The organism is Umbribacter vaginalis, assembly GCA_001552935.1.
Lineage (GTDB): Bacteria > Actinomycetota > Coriobacteriia > Coriobacteriales > Eggerthellaceae > Berryella > Berryella vaginalis.
Genome location: KQ959670.1, coordinates 1 through 15,677, shown reverse-complemented (window position 1 = coordinate 15,677; position 15,677 = coordinate 1). Strand labels below are relative to the sequence as shown.

Below are 15,677 nucleotides of genomic sequence, written 5' to 3'. Positions count from 1 at the left end.
ATTCAGCCTTTATCTTATAACACATCAGACAATACTAATAAACATACGCAAATGATTGACGAATATGTTGTTCAATTTGAGGAATATCCTGCCATTGGATCGGGTGGTATTACATATTTGGGAACAAACCTCTATGTAAATACGTTTTCGATACAAGAGTACAACAAAGCAATTGAGCAGGGACATATGTCAATTATGGGCAAAACATCATTTAATCTGCACGATCGCATGCGCTACCGATTTTTGATGCAACTGTTCGGTTTGCGCCTTGATAAGCGCCAGTGGTTCAAGGATTTTGGCGTAACCGTTGAAAATGGCCTACCCCTTGAAATGGCGTTTATGAAAGCAGTTGGTGCATTTGATAGAGACAACAGTGAAGAATTAACACTTACTTCGAAGGGTCGCTATCTGGTTGTTGTGATGATGCGTCAGTTCTTTATTGGTATTAACAATTTACGTGATCAGGCGCGTCGCGCTCTTCCAGAAGATGAGCGAGAATTGCTCTTTGGTTCAGGGTGTGCAAAATTTGAATAAACGGTTTTTCTTGAATACGAATAGCAGCGCGCTTGTGTGTTAATGCGCTCGTGCTTGCTTATGCTGTAAGAAGCCCGCATCTGATGACATGATGTTTTGTTGTTGGCGGTTTTATTTTGGGTGTTTGATGTCGGTTGTTTCAAGTGGCGAAAACACCCATTAACACTGCAGTAAGCAGCGTTCGTTATTGGGTGTTCCGTGCGTATTACACGGAGAAATTTCGTAAAATAGCGCCTGCCCTCTTGACCGAAAAGGAATAAGTCGGTAAAATGACGCTCTGCGTTTGATTACGCACGTGTGGTCGGATAGCTCAGTCGGTAGAGCAGCGGACTGAAAATCCGCGTGTCGAGGGTTCAAGTCCCCCTCCGACCACCATTTTCTTATTATTATTTCGTACCTACATTGTTACACTGCACTTCTATGCCCTTTAAGCATCTCGTTGCTGCACGTGTTATCTAAACGAGCTGGTGCTGCATGCACTACGAGGCACGTTATCCTTTGTGTGTTGTATAGTCAGCTTTAATACGTTCCAGTAACTGTGCTAATTGGGTTTTTGAATGAATTCCTAGTTTTGTGTAAGCTTTTCTTACATGCGTGCGTACGGTATTTTCGCTTACAAATAAACGTTCTCCAATGGACGATTTACTATATCCAAGAGCTAGCCATAAAATAACTTCGCTTTCACGGTCGGTAAGTTGATAACGCTTTTCAAGATGCTGTTTTATGGCTTTATCCAGTTTGTTGTGGATGTTTTGTTCCGTGTGAGTTTGTTCTGTGTCGTTAGTTTGCGGTATTTTTTGAGCCTCTGCTTGCATACGTTCAGGTGATGAAGCTAACAACGTGAGTACTTGAGTATCTTGGGTACTCGTTGAAACTTTTGTTTCTTGCATGGGTGTTGCGTGCGTTACGTCTGTGCTTGGTACAGCCTTGGGTGGTAGTACTTCATGAGTTGCTGGTTTGCGGGCCGTTATTTCGCATGCATTACATACGCTGTTTGTTTCTGGAGCATTGTTATACCAACGCGATTGGTTGTTTTTGTGGTTATCTGAGAATAATGGCCGTTGACGCGGTAGTTTGTCAGTTAGCAGAAATGCCATTCCAATAGCAAGCGATACCACAATAGCGCCTAAAGCAAGATTGTAATGTATCCCCTCGCCGCCAATAAAAAAGATAAGAACGCGCGCTACGTTGCGTGCCAATACGCGTGCTGCCCAAATAAAACCAAAGATCGCAAAAGGATGAAAGCTGCTAAATCGTGCAACGTCTTGTGAAATTGCCCACAATACGCCCAACATGAATGTATCGGCAATATTGATAACGGCAATCGATATGTCAACGTGGTTGTTGTCAAGCACTACAATACTGGCTGCACCGAGTAACAGCACCAGAACTTCACAGCGCCATAACCATAAAAAACTGAGAGATTTAGACCGTATGAGTAGCTTTATGACAATACAGGCGCTTAATAGTACAACACCACCTTGATGAACACAACGCGCTAGCACATCCATCGGAAGCGGCGTACCAAAGGGGTATCCGCGCGCAATGCCAAGCGCAAGCGATAGCACAATCACACCACCATAGATAAGAAGCAGGCTGCTTAAGGGTTCATTATCATACACGGCTTGTTGGTGTGTGTGGGTGTAGTGAGAATCGCCTGTAACCGTGCGCATGTCCTGTATGACTTGTGGTTGTGCACTTTGTACGTTTTCAAGCTGCCGAAACAATAAAAGGTTTATCGAGGGAATAAGCAAACAAAGCGTCATAACAGTGGTGTCATTAGCGAATGCCAACATCCATGCTAACGCTGAGCCAAGCCCCAGTGCGCAAAAACTACCAATAAGAGCACTACGGAGATTAAGCTGCACAAAGGGAAGAACCCACATTCCTCCAAGCATTGCTCCTGCAACGCCACAAAGTACCATAGTAATTCCATGAACATATAATGATGGTGTTTGTGCTGTTAAAAATACTACAATACCTGCAATCGTTCCAAGACTAAATGCCATCCATGCCATTACGCTGGCCTCTAGTGTGCCTCGTGGACGTTTCCACGCAATAATGGCGCCAATAAGAATTGCTCCACCGTATGACCATTGATTTATTGTTGTTGAAAACCCTGCATCGCTATGCGCATAAAAACCAAACAACATTCCTTGAAGCCATACACGGGTAAGTGCTAGTCCACAAAGACACGCGAGGAGTGCTTGGTGTTTACGCAGCTGTTGTAGGTATTGCTTCATAAATGGTAAGAGCGCCTTTCTTGAGATGTATTTGCGCTTGTTTAGTGCTATCAGCGTAATGTTATATGTTTGCCATCCTCATCCGTTTCGGGTGAAAAATTCACCTGAACGGGGGTGATATTGACATATTGCCTACGCGTTTCTTTCAATATCAAAGATAATTATATAGGTATTTAGGGTTACGAGAGCCCTGCGAAAGTAAGTTTTCAATGAGAGAGGGAAACGATGAGTACGGATAAAAACGTGCAGCAGTCGTTTGCGGTGCGTAATGCGCATACTCGTGCAGCATTATTGAGTAGACGTCAGGTAGCACGAACTGCACTAACGTCGGTTGGTGTGCTTGCGCTTACGAGTACACTTTCGGCATGTGCACCTAAACATGCTGCTGAAATGCATGAACAAACTAAAGTAACAAAAACAATATCGTGTGATGTTTTAGTGATTGGCGGCGGCGGTGCTGGCGTAAGTGCCGCAGCTGCAGCTGCACAACATGGAGCATCGACCATTCTTATTGAGAAAATGCCTTGGTTAGCAGGGTCAAGCTCTCTTGCACTTGGTACGTTTTATGGTGCAGGTACACAATTGCAGAAAAAGGCTGGAATAAAAGATTCACCTGCTGGCTTGCTTGAATATTTCATGCGTCGAGGTGGACAAAACCTTAATTACGACGTGCAAAAATTTTGTGCTGAACATTTTGGAGAAACAATTGACTGGCTAACCGGCGATTTGAAAGTGCCATTTCGTGATGTGGTATCGCTGAAAGGCACCGATACCGTTCCGCGTGGACACAATTGCAAAGTGGCAGCTATTGATGCGTTGCGTGCAGTAGCGGCGCTCGCGCGCGATGCAAAAGTTCAGTTTCATTTTAATACCGCTGCAAAAGAACTGGTCATGAACGATGACGGCAGCGTTGGTGGTGTGCTTGCTTTTGATAGCAATCAACAGTTAGTTCGCTATAGTGCCAAAAATACCATTATGGCAACAGGTGGGTTTTGTAGAAACGACCAGATGATAAGCACCTATATGCCTGATTATGCTGGCGTGTACACCGAAGTTGCAACTGGCCTTACAGGCGAGGGCTTGCAGATGGGGCTTGATAAGGGAGCTGCATATATTGGTCATGGCGGCACTAATGGTATTTTGTCATGCGCTGTTGAACCTGGTCAATCGAAGCTTATTAACCGTGGTGCTTTGTGGGTAAATTCTCGCGGTGAGCGTTTTGCGAATGAAGCAGGTCAGCCACATGATATTTATTATCAGGTTGCTAAGTTCCCCGATCGTAAATTTTTTGCTATTTATGATGAAGCAGCATATGCGCGCTTGAGCGATAAGCTGCGTAAGCAGATGCAGCGCGGTATTAAAATGGGTATCGTTACAAAAGCGAACACTATTAAAGAAGCTGCTGATAAATTGGGCATTCAAGGCGACGTATGTGCCGAAACACTTGCTGCTTATAACGCTTCCTGCCAACGTGGAAACGATGCACAATTTAACAAGAAGCCTGAGTTCCTTAAAAGCCTTACACAAGCGCCATTTTATGTGATTACACTGGGTATTTGTACCCACGGAAGTTTTGGTGGCTATAATGTAAACACGCGTTTTGAAGTGCTTGATAAGCGCGATAATCCTATTCCTCATTTTTATGCTGTTGGTGAAGTGAGCTGTGGAACGTTTATTTATGACGATTACCCCTCAGGTGGCTGCGGCTTAAATTGGGCGTATACATCGGGCAGGTTTGCTGGTGAATATGCAGCTCAAAACAAGGTTTTGGCATAAGGGGGATACGATGACAAATACTAATAACTCGAAGAATACGCAAAACCCGCAGAATACGCATCAGGCTTCTGAGCTAGAACACAACACACAATTCGCCGCTGATGCTCAAAACGCATCAAGCGACCAAACCACTCCTTGTGGCGTTTCGTCACCAAACTCAGCCGCCTCTGCCTCTTCAAAAAAATGTCGCGTGCGCAAAAAAGGCGTTATTGCAGCTACGTGTATTGCTATTGTTGCCATTGTAGGAATTGCTTTTTGGCATTGGCATGAAACACCGGGATTTTGTGGAACAATGTGCCACAATTCGATGAGCGCCTATTCCGAAACATTTGTGCAGGAACTGGGTAAACCTGGTGTTGACAAATGGGGAAACACTGTGTCAAATGTTTCTGCCATGCTTGGTCCTGTTCATAATCAAGTTGGAAAGAGCTGCTTGTCGTGCCATATTCCTACGCTGCCACAGCAGCTTGGTGAAGTTCGCGAAACGCTTACGGGTGAGTATTATTTCCCTCTGCATGAGGTAGGCGTTGAACAATTGCGTTCAAATGCAGGTAATCCTGCGAATACTGGTGATCAGTTCTGCTTAAATTCAGGTTGCCACATTGCGAAGAGCGCTCCAGTAACGACGCGTGCCGACTTGCAACGCGCAACTAAAGACCTGCCGTTTAACCCACACTCCACACGTCATGGAGATATTGCCTGCTCAAGCTGTCATAAGTCGCACCGCGCATCGGTGATGTATTGCACGCAATGTCACTCTGAAGCTTATGACATTATGCCTGATGGTTGGGTTGATTATAAAACAGGCGAAGAAATTAACGCCCGCGCGCATTCTCGCGCATAAGGGAAGGTATTGCGCGCGCGTTTGCGCGTAGAGGACGATGCGGCGCAGATGCTTGCGTGGTTGAGGAAGGCACGCAGTGTATGCATGTGCGCCGCAGGTGCAGCTAATTTGAGTGTAACTGGCTGCAAACAAAAACACCGCGAAGGTAGGGGATCCTTCGCGGTGTTAGGGTTATCGAGTTTGCACTCGCATCAAGTGGGAAAATAAGGGGAAACCCACTTGAATTGGTCGTATGAAAGACCGTGCGTACAAGGTCGGAAATGGCACTTGTTTGCAGATCTACTTTCTCATAAACAGCAGTATAAAACTATCTAGTGCACAATCATTTACTTATTCGCAATAATCTCGTTATCGTTTTGTTACAGAGCACCTACCAAAGCGCTTTGACGTGCGCTTGCACGTTGACAAGATACCCTTAAAAAGAAACGATGCGGCGCATGGTATAATGGTTAAAACACACAAAACTCGAGGTAGATATGCATATTACGCTTATTGTGGTAGGAAAATTAAAAGAGCGTTATTGGCGTGATGCCTGCGCTGAATACATAAAACGCCTTTCAGCGGTAGCAAAAATTACACTCCTTGAACTTCCTGATATTGATAGCGCACGTGTGGGCGGTGTTGGATGTGCAATTCAAAAGGAGTGTGATCATATCGTAAGCGTTTTGCCTGATAATGCCTATCGCGTGTTATGTGATATACAGGGTACGCTGGTATCAAGTGAGGAGATTGCCGAGCTTATTTCTAGCCAGCAAGTGCAAGGACACAGCCACTTTGTGTTTATTGTGGGCGGCTCTTATGGGGTAAATGAACAGGTAAAACAGGCTGTTGATGCGCGAATTTCGCTGGGACGCATAACACTTCCTCATAATTTAGCGCGCGTGGTTGTGCTAGAACAGCTGTATCGCGCACATAGAATTATTGCAGGCGCTCCCTATCATAAATAGCATGTAATCTGCACATTCATTGAGCAATTCGCTAAGTATACACTTACACCACCGCTCATAGCTGGTTTATGTATTGAGTGCATTCCGTGTTACACTATGAGCTAAACAGGCGTCGATCCTGCAGATAAATGACGCTGGTTACGGACAGAATTTTCATGAAGAAAGGACGTACATGAAGCTTGTTTCGTGGAATGTGAACGGATTGCGCGCAATTGTTAAAAAAGGTTTTGCTGATATTTTTGAAAGCATCGACGCTGACGTGTTTGCTTTGCAGGAAACAAAGCTTCAAGCAGGGCAAATCGATCTTGAGTTTCCACAATATACCAGCTATTGGAGCTATGCTCAGAAAAAAGGTTATTCTGGCACCGCGGTGTTTAGTAAACATCAGCCCTTACAAGAAATTCACGAGCTGGGTGTGCCTGAGCTTGATTTAGAGGGTCGTGTTGTTGCACTTGAATTTGAAAGATTCTGGTTCGTGTGTGTTTATACCCCTAATGCACAAGATGGATTGGCTCGTATTGACCATCGTTTAGCGTGGGACGAGGCGTTTCGTACGTTTTGCAAGAACTTGGAACAGGGCATTACACCAGCTAGTGGACGTGCAACAAGTGCAAAGCCCGTTGTGATGTGTGGCGATTTTAATGTTGCGCATAATGAGATAGATCTTAAAAATCCCACTGCAAACAGGGGGAATGCAGGCTTTTCTGACGAAGAACGCTCTTCGTTCACCACACTACTCAATGCTGGGTTTATTGACACGTTTCGTTTTAAATACCCATCGCTTACAGGCGCTTATTCGTGGTGGAGCTATCGTGGAAATGCACGTAAAAACAATACGGGGTGGCGCATTGACTACTTTTTAACAAGTGAGTCGTTGCAAAATGCTGTGATAGATGCGCGTATTTATAATGAAATTTATGGCTCTGATCATTGCCCTGTGGGTTTGACGCTTGAGGTGCACTAATATGATGGAACACAACCAAGAACGTAAAGAAACAACTCCATCGCGTTTCGATTTTGATAAGGTCCAGCAGGGCGTTCGCCTTATTCTTGAGGGTATCGGCGAAAACCCCGCACGCGAGGGACTTCGTGAAACTCCTGCTCGTGTGGCTCGCATGTATCAAGAAGTGTTTTCTGGCATGCACACCGATCCGCATGAGTTTTTCACCACGCTTTTCGATGAACATCATCAAGAAATGGTGCTTGTGAAAGATATTTCGTTTTATTCGATGTGCGAGCATCATTTGGCGCCTTTTTTTGGGTATGCACACGTTGCGTATATTCCCTCTGTTGACGGGCGTATTTGTGGCTTGTCAAAGTTGGCGCGCTTGGTAGAGGCTTTCGCGCATCGCCCGCAAGTACAAGAACGTTTGACGTCACAAATTGCCGATACGCTGGTCAAGGAGCTAAAACCGCAAGGTGTTATGGTAGTAATTGAAGCCGAACACATGTGTATGAGCATGCGCGGCGTTAAAAAACCTTCGTCAAAAACCACTACCAGCGCTGTTCGGGGTTCGTTCAAAATGAATTTATCGACACGCAACGAAGTTATGCATTTGATGTTTAACTAACAGCTGCCAGAGGAGTTTATGCTATTATGCCGCTTGCAATTAGTTTGTTATTGGTTGCATTTTTCCTGCTTATGAATGCTTTTTTTGTTGTTGCAGAATTTGCGATGGTTCGCGTGCGCCCCTCACAGATTGAAATTGCATGCCAAGAACGAAAGCGCGGAGCACAAGCCACGCGTCGCGTTATTGAAAACGTGAACGATTATCTTTCTGCGTGTCAGCTTGGTATTACGCTTGCTTCTCTTGCTCTTGGTTGGTTGGGCGAGCCTGCGTTCGCCGAGCTGCTTTCTCCTTTGTTTTACCTCGTAGGGCTTCCACAGGTGCTCGTAGCGCCTATTGCGGTTGGTGTGGGATATGCAATCATGACCACGTTGCATGTTGTTGCAGGCGAGCTTATTCCTAAATCATTTGCTATCTTTGCAACCGAGCGTTACGCTTTGTTTACCGCTCCCGTGTTGCGCATATTTTACCTGATTACCTATCCTATTATGGCGCTTTTTAACAGCATTACCGCTTTGGTCTTGCGTCTTAGCGGCCACGCACAGGCAAACGAGCACGAAGTGTATACCGACGAAGAGATTAAGCTGCTGATAGACGAGTCAACGGAAAACGGGCTTATCGATGCCGAGCGTAATGCGTTAGTTGACAACGTGTTTGATATTACTGATAAAGACGCCGAAGCTATTATGACGCCGCGAACTGATATTATTTGTTTGAACTTGGACGATTCGTTGGAAGAAAACATGCGTCTTGCGCGCAATTATAAGTTTACGCGTTACCCAGTGTGCAAGGGCGACAAAGATCATATTACGGGCTTTATTCACGTGAAAGATCTGTTTACCGCACCTGCGGGAACACCGTTAAGCGAGATGCGTCTGCGCAGTATTGATGCAGTTCCAGAAAGCGTAAGTGTTGCTACGTTGTTGCAACAGCTTCAGCAGCGAAGCAGCAAAATTGTCGTGGTGGTGGATGAACACGGCGGCACATCAGGCATTGTTACGATGTCGGATATCATGGAACAAATTGTGGGGCGTATGCAGGATGAATATCACCATAACGATGATGGTGAAATGCATCATTTGCAAGATGGGTCGGTTGTCATTGATGGATTGCGCCCGATTGATGAAACCTGTGAGTTGATGGGTTTCACACCTCCTGCTGCATCAAAGTGTGAAACTGCAGGTGGGTTGCTGTTTGTTTTGTTCGACTGCATTCCCCACGAGGGCGATGTCGTGTATCTTACGCGCACCTTTAACGATGGCGAACCGCAATTTACCTGTTCAACGACTGAGCCCGCGTGTCTTGTGTCAGAACGCTCGTCTGTAACAAGCAGCTTAAAGCAGAGCGCTCCACTTGATGCATCCACGTCTTCTGAGCGAAATACTACCAGCGCAAACGCAGGTGAAGAGGATATTTGTGTGCGCTTTCGGGTATTGTCAATGGATAAGTTACGTATCGATAAAATACAAGTTGATATAACCAAATCTACCTGCACCGAACAGCGTGCATAGCATGCACGCGGTGAGCGTGCTGTTCGTGGGGAGCGCGCTGTTCTGTTTACGGACCCTTGGCGTAATTCACACACGAAAAGTTCACGAGAATATGCTTGTTTTTTACAAATACTTGCTACAAGCACAAGCATTCTATATACTTGTTGTTCGCACGCGTGATGCTTTTTAGAACGCCATTTCGTTTGGATTTTTGTTTTGTGGCATTACGCAGGTGTTATTGTGCCAACGTGGCTCAGATGGTAGAGCAACGCACTCGTAATGCGTAGGTCGGCAGTTCGAGTCTGCCCGTTGGCACCATTTTTTTTATCTTGCTTAACTTCACGCGCGCAATAACAGCAGTTCAACCTTACTATAAGGGGTTATTATGACGCATGACTATGCTCAAAAAGTGCGCGCGTTGGGAGCGCCGCTCGAGGATAAAATTATTGAATGGCGACGTTATTATCATGCACATCCCGAGCTTAGCTTGCATGAATTTTCAACCTGTGATCAAATTGAACGCGAGCTTGACGCCTTAGGCTTTGAGCACAAGCGTGTTGCAAAAACAGGCATTATCGCTACTATTCGTGGTGAAGCGCCGGGTTCTTATTCCAGTTCAGGTATGCCATGTACGCGTATTGCTTTGCGTGCTGACATCGATGCACTTCCTGTTGAAGAACAGAACAAGGTTAGTTATGTTTCGCAAAACAAGGGCGTTATGCACGCATGTGGGCACGACTGCCACATTGCAATGATGCTTGGAGCACTTCACATTCTTAAAGCTTGTCAAAGCGCCATTAAAGGTGAAATTCGCGTGATTTTTCAGCCTGCAGAAGAAATTTCTGATGGTGCGCAGATGATGATAGATGCTGGCGCGCTTGAGGGTGTTTCTGCTATTTATGGTGCGCATATTTGGAGTGAAGTTCAGGCAGGTACTATTTCGTGTGCCCCAGGCCAGCGCATGGCGCATACCGATTGGTTCCGTATTGATATTGAAGGTGTAAGCGCGCACGGGTCGATGCCCCATAAGGGGGTAGATGCGCTGGTTGTTGGTGCTGAAATGGTAACAGGTTTACAAGTACTGGTGAGCCGCGATGTATCGCCTTTCGAGCCGGTGGTTGTGACGGTGGGAGAATTTCATTCGGGCACCGCGCGCAATATTATGGCTGGTTCGGCGTATTTAACAGGAACTATTCGTACGTGGTCAAAGCAGTTGCGCACCGAGGTTCCTAAACGATTAAAGCGAATTGCTACCGATATTGCAGATAGCTTTGGTGCTACGGCATGCTTTACGTATGAAGAGGGAAATCCTGGCTTGTCGAACACGCCGGAAGAGGCAAAACGCTGCGAGCGTGCGGTGCGGCAATTGCTGGGGGATGCGGCTGTGTCTGACTATCGCGGCACGCTTTCGGGCGAGGATTTTGCGTATTATCTTGAGCACGTACCTGGTGTTTTTGCGTTTATCGGGGCACGTAACGAGGACATTGGTGCAAACTATCCTCAGCACAGTTGTTTTTACACCATTGACGAAAGCGCGCTGGTGGGTGGTTCAATGGTAGCTGCCCTATGGGCTCTTGATTATTTACAAGAACACGCGTAAGGGATGGCTTGTTGTGCGATTGAACCGGCGCTGGCATGGGAACATGGGAACGGTTACGTGAACAGCAGCAAGAACGGACATCGCCGCAGCGCTGGTATGCGCCGCGCACGTGACCTGGTGTGAAGTGGTATTAAGCTAGTGTTCAATAATGTGGAGCGGATCGTTATAAACGGTAAATGAGTCGGGATGCGCTGCGCACAGCAGGGTTAGTTGGTAGCGTTTTGCCAGTTCAACAGTAAGATCTGTTGGTACGGCTTTCGACATAAGCAGCGGAATCCCTGCCCGAATAGCCTTTGATGCCATGTCAATAGGAACGCGCCCACTTGTATAAATGAAGCATTCTTTAATGTTCACGCCGTCGCGCATTGCACAACCCACCACTTTGTCGAACGCGTTATGCCTGCTGAGGTCTTCGCACACATACAGGATGCGATCGTCTTTCACCAAATAGCAGCTGTGTGCTCCGAAAGTTTTTTTGTGCATGGGCGTGTCGGCAGCAAAGGTGTCTGCAACAGAGAAAATCCAGCTAGGCTGCCATATTCGTGGTGTCACAGGCTGATACGTTCTGCCCAGCTGTTCGATAGCGGCAAATATTTTATTGCCGGTACAGCAGCTTGGCACGGTATCAACATTCGTGTGCTCAAGTGCGATTTTCTTTTTCAGCAACACGCGCGCCACCGTTCCGTATTCACACAGGTACACAAATTCGATGTCGCTTGCGTCGGCAACAACGCCCTCCGTAAGCAGGCGCCCTGAAACTAACTCCACCAAATGTGATGGCGAACAGACCATGCGCATGCTTAACTGACCATCAATATATACATCCAGCGTGTGTTCAGCTTGAAGATGCTCATCTTTTTGCTGATAGGTGCCATCGCGTTTTACGATACACGCGTGATACGATTCAATTTCTGTTTTACTATCAGCTGATTTGTCGAACGATTGCATAAGCTCTCCCGTGCTGTTGTATGAGGATCTGTGCGCATTATGCAAGGCGCGCCCCTCATAGCTTGTTGGTACTAGTGTAGCGTATTGTAGCGCTTTAGGGGTACGTGAAAGCAGCTCATTCGTTTACATTTTTTATTACAGAATTTGTAGGTAACACGCTTGGGTTGTTGCTGCTTCAACATGCTTAATTACGAGGGCGGTTTGTTTTCTTAAGGATTACGCGCTTATGTTCAGGTTTTATTTAGGCGCTTATGTTAAAGTGGTGGTGTATCTAACATTGCGCTGCAGTTATATGGCTCATTTCATTTATACTGACAGTTACAATTTATATAACTATACATTTTAAAGGATGAACATGAAGCTTCGTTTCTCACATACATTATCTTTCTCGCTTGTCTCTGGCATGGTGGTTTGTGCCGCTTTGAGCAGCTCGCTTGTATGGAATGCACAAACTGCCCATGCGCAAACCACTGAGTTGCATCCTCAAGCGCAATCTTCTGCTACCCGTGATGTGCTTGATAAAGAACCAGCTGGCAATATCGTTAAAAAGGAAGAAAACGATTATTCCATTACGTATACGCGCACCAAGGACGTAGCTGTTAAAAATCCGTTCCCAAGCATGATAAGCGATGAGGAAATTGCCAAAGCGTTTCAGCATGATAGCTCGATTCAAAAATATTTCTTTACACCCGATAGCAATCCTGCAAAACAAATAGAAATTGCGCGAAATAACATCCTGCAAGATGAGCCTGGCACGTATACCATGTATACCGTCGTTAAAAACTATTCAACATCAGGCCTGTTTAATAAATTGTATGCTCAAGGCTACCAAACGAGAAACGGGCTGATCCTTAAAGATGGAAGCATATACGCTGGTTCAAAATCGACGGTTACGTATACCATGCACCCGTATTCCTTTGAGTTTAATGGACTAAAGCTTGCTAATAATGCAACAAAGCAAACCAAAATTGAATTGCAATCACGCGATCATTACCTCTACTACAAAATCATATTTAGCAGTAGAGGCACACACATTGAGCGCTTGCTTACCAATTATGGTGATGAAACAAATACAGGTGGACAACCCTTCTCGTTTTTTTATTACGACACAACGCCACAGGTCAGTGCACAATTTCACTTTGTGGACGATATAGCGTATCGCACTCAGACGCACCAAAACAACGCTGATGCGCCACTAAAAGAGCGTGGAAATACCGATGAACACCCGTTATTAACCGAAGAAGATAAGCAAAAAGGTTTTGTGATATCGGCACTTCCTCATTACGCGATACGTAACTTGAGCGATCTTGGTAAGCCGATTGCAACAGGACTTGCGCATTTTATGCGCAATAAGAACAACGATGTAAAATATACCGTTCTTTCATTTAAAGATGATCCCGATGCGCCAAAAGTTGAAAACGGTAGAACAACAGGTGTTTTTCGTCCTACGCTTGAACAGCTAACATCGACGCGCATTCCGGGGTATGTGTATTGGGATAATGACATCGATAAACCAAAGGGCGGCGCGTTTCAAAACAATAATGACACGAGAGAAAACCCAGGAAATCATTATCTTTCTTTTGCGTATGAAATGAAAGATGGCAAGCCGTGTAAGCGTTTTGATACAAAACATTATTACGTGACGTTTAGAAAAGTGCCCACTCAGATTGTCGTGCACCAATTTAAAAAAGATGCTGCAACAAACACCACAACACCCCTTACAACAGGGAGTTTTGATCTGTATCAACGTGTTGGTAATAACGATGTGTTAATAAAGAAAAACGTTCCGCTGAGCAAGGATTTTGCAAAAGATACGGCACCGTCTTTCGATAGTGTTGTGAGTGCGATGAAAGCGCCCAGTGCGCTTCATAAAGAGGGGTTTTATCAGGCACACGAGAAGCTTTATTTGCAGCCAGGCTCGTACTTTCTTCGCCAAACACAAGCAGGTGAGGGCACGCCTCAACTTGCCGATATACCTTTTACAGTATCATGGCAGGTGAAAGATGGTGAAAAATCTGATCTTGTGAAAGAACCATCCACGCTCAAAATAGTAGAGATTGATCGCGATAAGCTTAAACCCGCACCAGCCCCCAAGCCACCAGCACCAGCTCCTGCGCCTGAACCATCACCCGCACCCTCACCAAAGCCGGATTCTGATGCGCCTGCGCCAGCTCCAAAACCATCGATACCGCCAACGCCCACACCACCAGCTTCTGATTTTGTGCCAGCACCAGCACCGAAACGCACAACTAATGACCCCGCCCGTACGGCTGATACACCGGGTACTTCCGCACCTCAGCAGGCGTTTCATCGCACGATGCCATCCGCCGATGTCTTGCCGCATACATCAGATGCTCTCTTGACTGCTTGTATAGCGCTTACAACAGCAAGTTTGGTTGGTAGTGGTGTCATGATTGCTGTCATAAGCTTGTACATTCGCAAGTATCAGTAAGAATGTAGTTCAGATACCGTCTTTTTTGGGCACTTCTGCAGGCTGTTCGCCGCTTTATATTGAAAACTGCACAGTAAAACTCTTGAAAACTGCTCATTTGTTAAGTTATCGTGCGTGTTGATGAGCCTCAGCGCCTCCAAGCAATATTCATATTAACGTACAAGCGGTACTCACTTTGCATGTGAACATATATAATAAGCTTAACAAACTAAGCACCTGTGTGTAAATTTGAGTGTTTGTCAGCGTCTTTGTACACGGTCTACAAACGATACCTCACCCCGTATCGATAATGTGCCGACCGAGGTGCCGACAGAGTTGCTGGTAGAGTTGCAGACAGAAAAGGAGATTACCATGGGCTTGTTCTCACGCTTTGAAAATACAATGGAAGACGCCTTCGAAGGTGCTGCCAGCAAGCTGTTTGATGCGCCTCTTTCTCCTGTTCAGATTGCGAAAAAGTGCGAAAAGGCAATGCGGCGTGGCGCTATGGTTGGCGCTGGGAAACAATACGCTCCAACATTGTATACGGTATTGGTAAACATTGATGATGACAAGCGTTTAACGGGGTATTACCCCACATTAGCTGGAGAAACAGAAACTTATTTAAGCGCCAAAGCGGTTGAGTTCGGCATGATGCTCGACGGTGACCCTCTTGTTCGTTTTATTCCTGATGAAAAGTTGAAATGTGGTCATATAAGTGTTATCGCTGAAACAGTTGCAGCGCCGATTGTTGCTCAGTTGCGCGAGGAAGAGCTGGTGCGCTATGGGGTTGCTGCTGCTCCCGTTGACCGAGCAGCATCTACGCCGAAGAAGCCGCCACTTCCGTATGTTCCCGAAGATGAAATTGATTACTCAATCAATTATGGCAAATATACGTTTGACAGTCGCGACTTTGAAGATTATCGCTCACAAGCTGAACAAGATCAGCGTGATCGCGCCGTACAGGCTGCTCGTGGGGCTGAACAAACCCCACAGCAAGCACAAAATCAGGGCTATACACTTTCATTGGTTGGTGGGGAAGCCAGTGATATGCAGCGCGTTCCTATTCGTGCACGCGTTACTAATATTACGTATCGGCGTGTGTACGATTTAGCAAACACTCACATTACGTTGGGACGCGGCACTGATAATGATATTGTGGTGCAAGATGTAGCGGCATCACGTAAACACGCTGAGCTTATTTGTTCGCCGCAGGGGTATTGGACGCTGGGCGATTTAGGCTCTACCAATGGCGTGCAGGTTAATGGTCAAGCAATTTCAACAACGCCTCTTCACGAT

The 15,677-nt window shown here is 45.9% G+C and carries 11 protein-coding genes, 2 tRNA genes and 1 pseudogene; 12 read left to right on the top strand and 2 right to left on the bottom strand.

The features are described 5' to 3' along the window. Positions 1-534 (top strand): annotated as a pseudogene (locus HMPREF3190_RS00205) (coproporphyrinogen dehydrogenase); the annotation flags it as partial. A gap of 299 nt (positions 535-833) precedes the next feature. Next, positions 834-909: transfer RNA gene (locus HMPREF3190_RS00200), tRNA-Phe, on the top strand. A gap of 116 nt (positions 910-1,025) precedes the next feature. On the opposite strand, the gene HMPREF3190_RS00195 is transcribed toward HMPREF3190_RS00200, so the two are convergent. Continuing rightward, a complete protein-coding gene (locus HMPREF3190_RS00195; RefSeq protein ID WP_066779011.1) occupies positions 1,026-2,777 on the bottom strand; it encodes a LuxR C-terminal-related transcriptional regulator in 1,752 nt (583 codons plus the stop codon). A gap of 225 nt (positions 2,778-3,002) precedes the next feature. Here HMPREF3190_RS00195 and HMPREF3190_RS00190 point away from each other — a divergent pair, with 225 nt between their 5' ends. The 8 genes from HMPREF3190_RS00190 (at position 3,003) to HMPREF3190_RS00150 (ending at position 11,002) form a co-directional block, all read left to right on the top strand. Next, positions 3,003-4,553, top strand: a complete 1,551-nt coding sequence (locus HMPREF3190_RS00190; protein ID WP_066779008.1) for an FAD-dependent oxidoreductase — start codon at positions 3,003-3,005, stop codon at positions 4,551-4,553. A 10-nt stretch (positions 4,554-4,563) separates the two neighbouring features. After that, a complete protein-coding gene (locus HMPREF3190_RS00185) occupies positions 4,564-5,397 on the top strand; it encodes a cytochrome c3 family protein (RefSeq protein ID WP_082715015.1) in 834 nt (277 codons plus the stop codon). Between the two features lie 476 nt (positions 5,398-5,873). After that, the gene (locus HMPREF3190_RS00175; RefSeq protein ID WP_066779002.1) at positions 5,874-6,344 is read left to right on the top strand and encodes a 23S rRNA (pseudouridine(1915)-N(3))-methyltransferase RlmH; all 471 of its coding nucleotides are present in this window, start codon (positions 5,874-5,876) and stop codon (positions 6,342-6,344) included. A 172-nt stretch (positions 6,345-6,516) separates the two neighbouring features. Next, positions 6,517-7,308: an exodeoxyribonuclease III gene (locus tag HMPREF3190_RS00170; protein ID WP_066779000.1), complete on the top strand. Its 792-nt coding sequence runs from the start codon at positions 6,517-6,519 to the stop codon at positions 7,306-7,308. A gap of 1 nt (position 7,309) precedes the next feature. Further along, positions 7,310-7,915 (top strand): GTP cyclohydrolase I FolE, encoded by a 606-nt coding sequence (gene folE, locus HMPREF3190_RS00165; protein ID WP_449675874.1) that lies wholly within the window; start codon positions 7,310-7,312, stop codon positions 7,913-7,915. 26 nt (positions 7,916-7,941) lie between these two features. Then, the gene (locus HMPREF3190_RS00160) at positions 7,942-9,423 is read left to right on the top strand and encodes a hemolysin family protein (protein ID WP_066778997.1); all 1,482 of its coding nucleotides are present in this window, start codon (positions 7,942-7,944) and stop codon (positions 9,421-9,423) included. Positions 9,424-9,644: 221 nt separating this feature from the next. Beyond that, positions 9,645-9,720 (top strand) — tRNA-Thr (locus HMPREF3190_RS00155). Between the two features lie 67 nt (positions 9,721-9,787). Continuing rightward, positions 9,788-11,002 carry an amidohydrolase gene (locus HMPREF3190_RS00150; protein ID WP_066778994.1) on the top strand — a complete coding sequence of 405 codons (1,215 nt, stop codon included), beginning with the start codon at positions 9,788-9,790 and terminating at the stop codon, positions 11,000-11,002. 135 nt (positions 11,003-11,137) lie between these two features. On the opposite strand, the gene fdhD is transcribed toward HMPREF3190_RS00150, so the two are convergent. Continuing rightward, positions 11,138-11,950 carry a formate dehydrogenase accessory sulfurtransferase FdhD gene (gene fdhD / locus HMPREF3190_RS00145; protein ID WP_066778991.1) on the bottom strand — a complete coding sequence of 271 codons (813 nt, stop codon included), beginning with the start codon at positions 11,948-11,950 and terminating at the stop codon, positions 11,138-11,140. A gap of 355 nt (positions 11,951-12,305) precedes the next feature. On the opposite strand from fdhD, the gene HMPREF3190_RS00140 reads away from it, so the two are divergent. After that, positions 12,306-14,402: a hypothetical protein gene (locus HMPREF3190_RS00140; protein WP_066778989.1), complete on the top strand. Its 2,097-nt coding sequence runs from the start codon at positions 12,306-12,308 to the stop codon at positions 14,400-14,402. Positions 14,403-14,753: 351 nt separating this feature from the next. After that, positions 14,754-15,677, top strand: a 924-nt coding sequence (locus HMPREF3190_RS00135) for an FHA domain-containing protein (RefSeq protein ID WP_066778986.1), incomplete at its 3' end; no start/stop codon positions are given.

Bases quoted from the DNA above. Each gene is read 5' to 3' on its own strand.
- HMPREF3190_RS00195 (WP_066779011.1), bottom strand. From the start codon at position 2,777: ATGAAGCAATACCTACAACAGCTGCGTAAACACCAAGCACTCCTCGCG.
- HMPREF3190_RS00190 (WP_066779008.1), top strand. From the start codon at position 3,003: ATGAGTACGGATAAAAACGTGCAGCAGTCGTTTGCGGTGCGTAATGCG.
- HMPREF3190_RS00185 (WP_082715015.1), top strand. From the start codon at position 4,564: ATGACAAATACTAATAACTCGAAGAATACGCAAAACCCGCAGAATACG.
- HMPREF3190_RS00175 (WP_066779002.1), top strand. From the start codon at position 5,874: ATGCATATTACGCTTATTGTGGTAGGAAAATTAAAAGAGCGTTATTGG.
- HMPREF3190_RS00170 (WP_066779000.1), top strand. From the start codon at position 6,517: ATGAAGCTTGTTTCGTGGAATGTGAACGGATTGCGCGCAATTGTTAAA.
- folE (WP_449675874.1), top strand. From the start codon at position 7,310: ATGATGGAACACAACCAAGAACGTAAAGAAACAACTCCATCGCGTTTC.
- HMPREF3190_RS00160 (WP_066778997.1), top strand. From the start codon at position 7,942: ATGCCGCTTGCAATTAGTTTGTTATTGGTTGCATTTTTCCTGCTTATG.
- HMPREF3190_RS00150 (WP_066778994.1), top strand. From the start codon at position 9,788: ATGACGCATGACTATGCTCAAAAAGTGCGCGCGTTGGGAGCGCCGCTC.
- fdhD (WP_066778991.1), bottom strand. From the start codon at position 11,950: ATGCAATCGTTCGACAAATCAGCTGATAGTAAAACAGAAATTGAATCG.
- HMPREF3190_RS00140 (WP_066778989.1), top strand. From the start codon at position 12,306: ATGAAGCTTCGTTTCTCACATACATTATCTTTCTCGCTTGTCTCTGGC.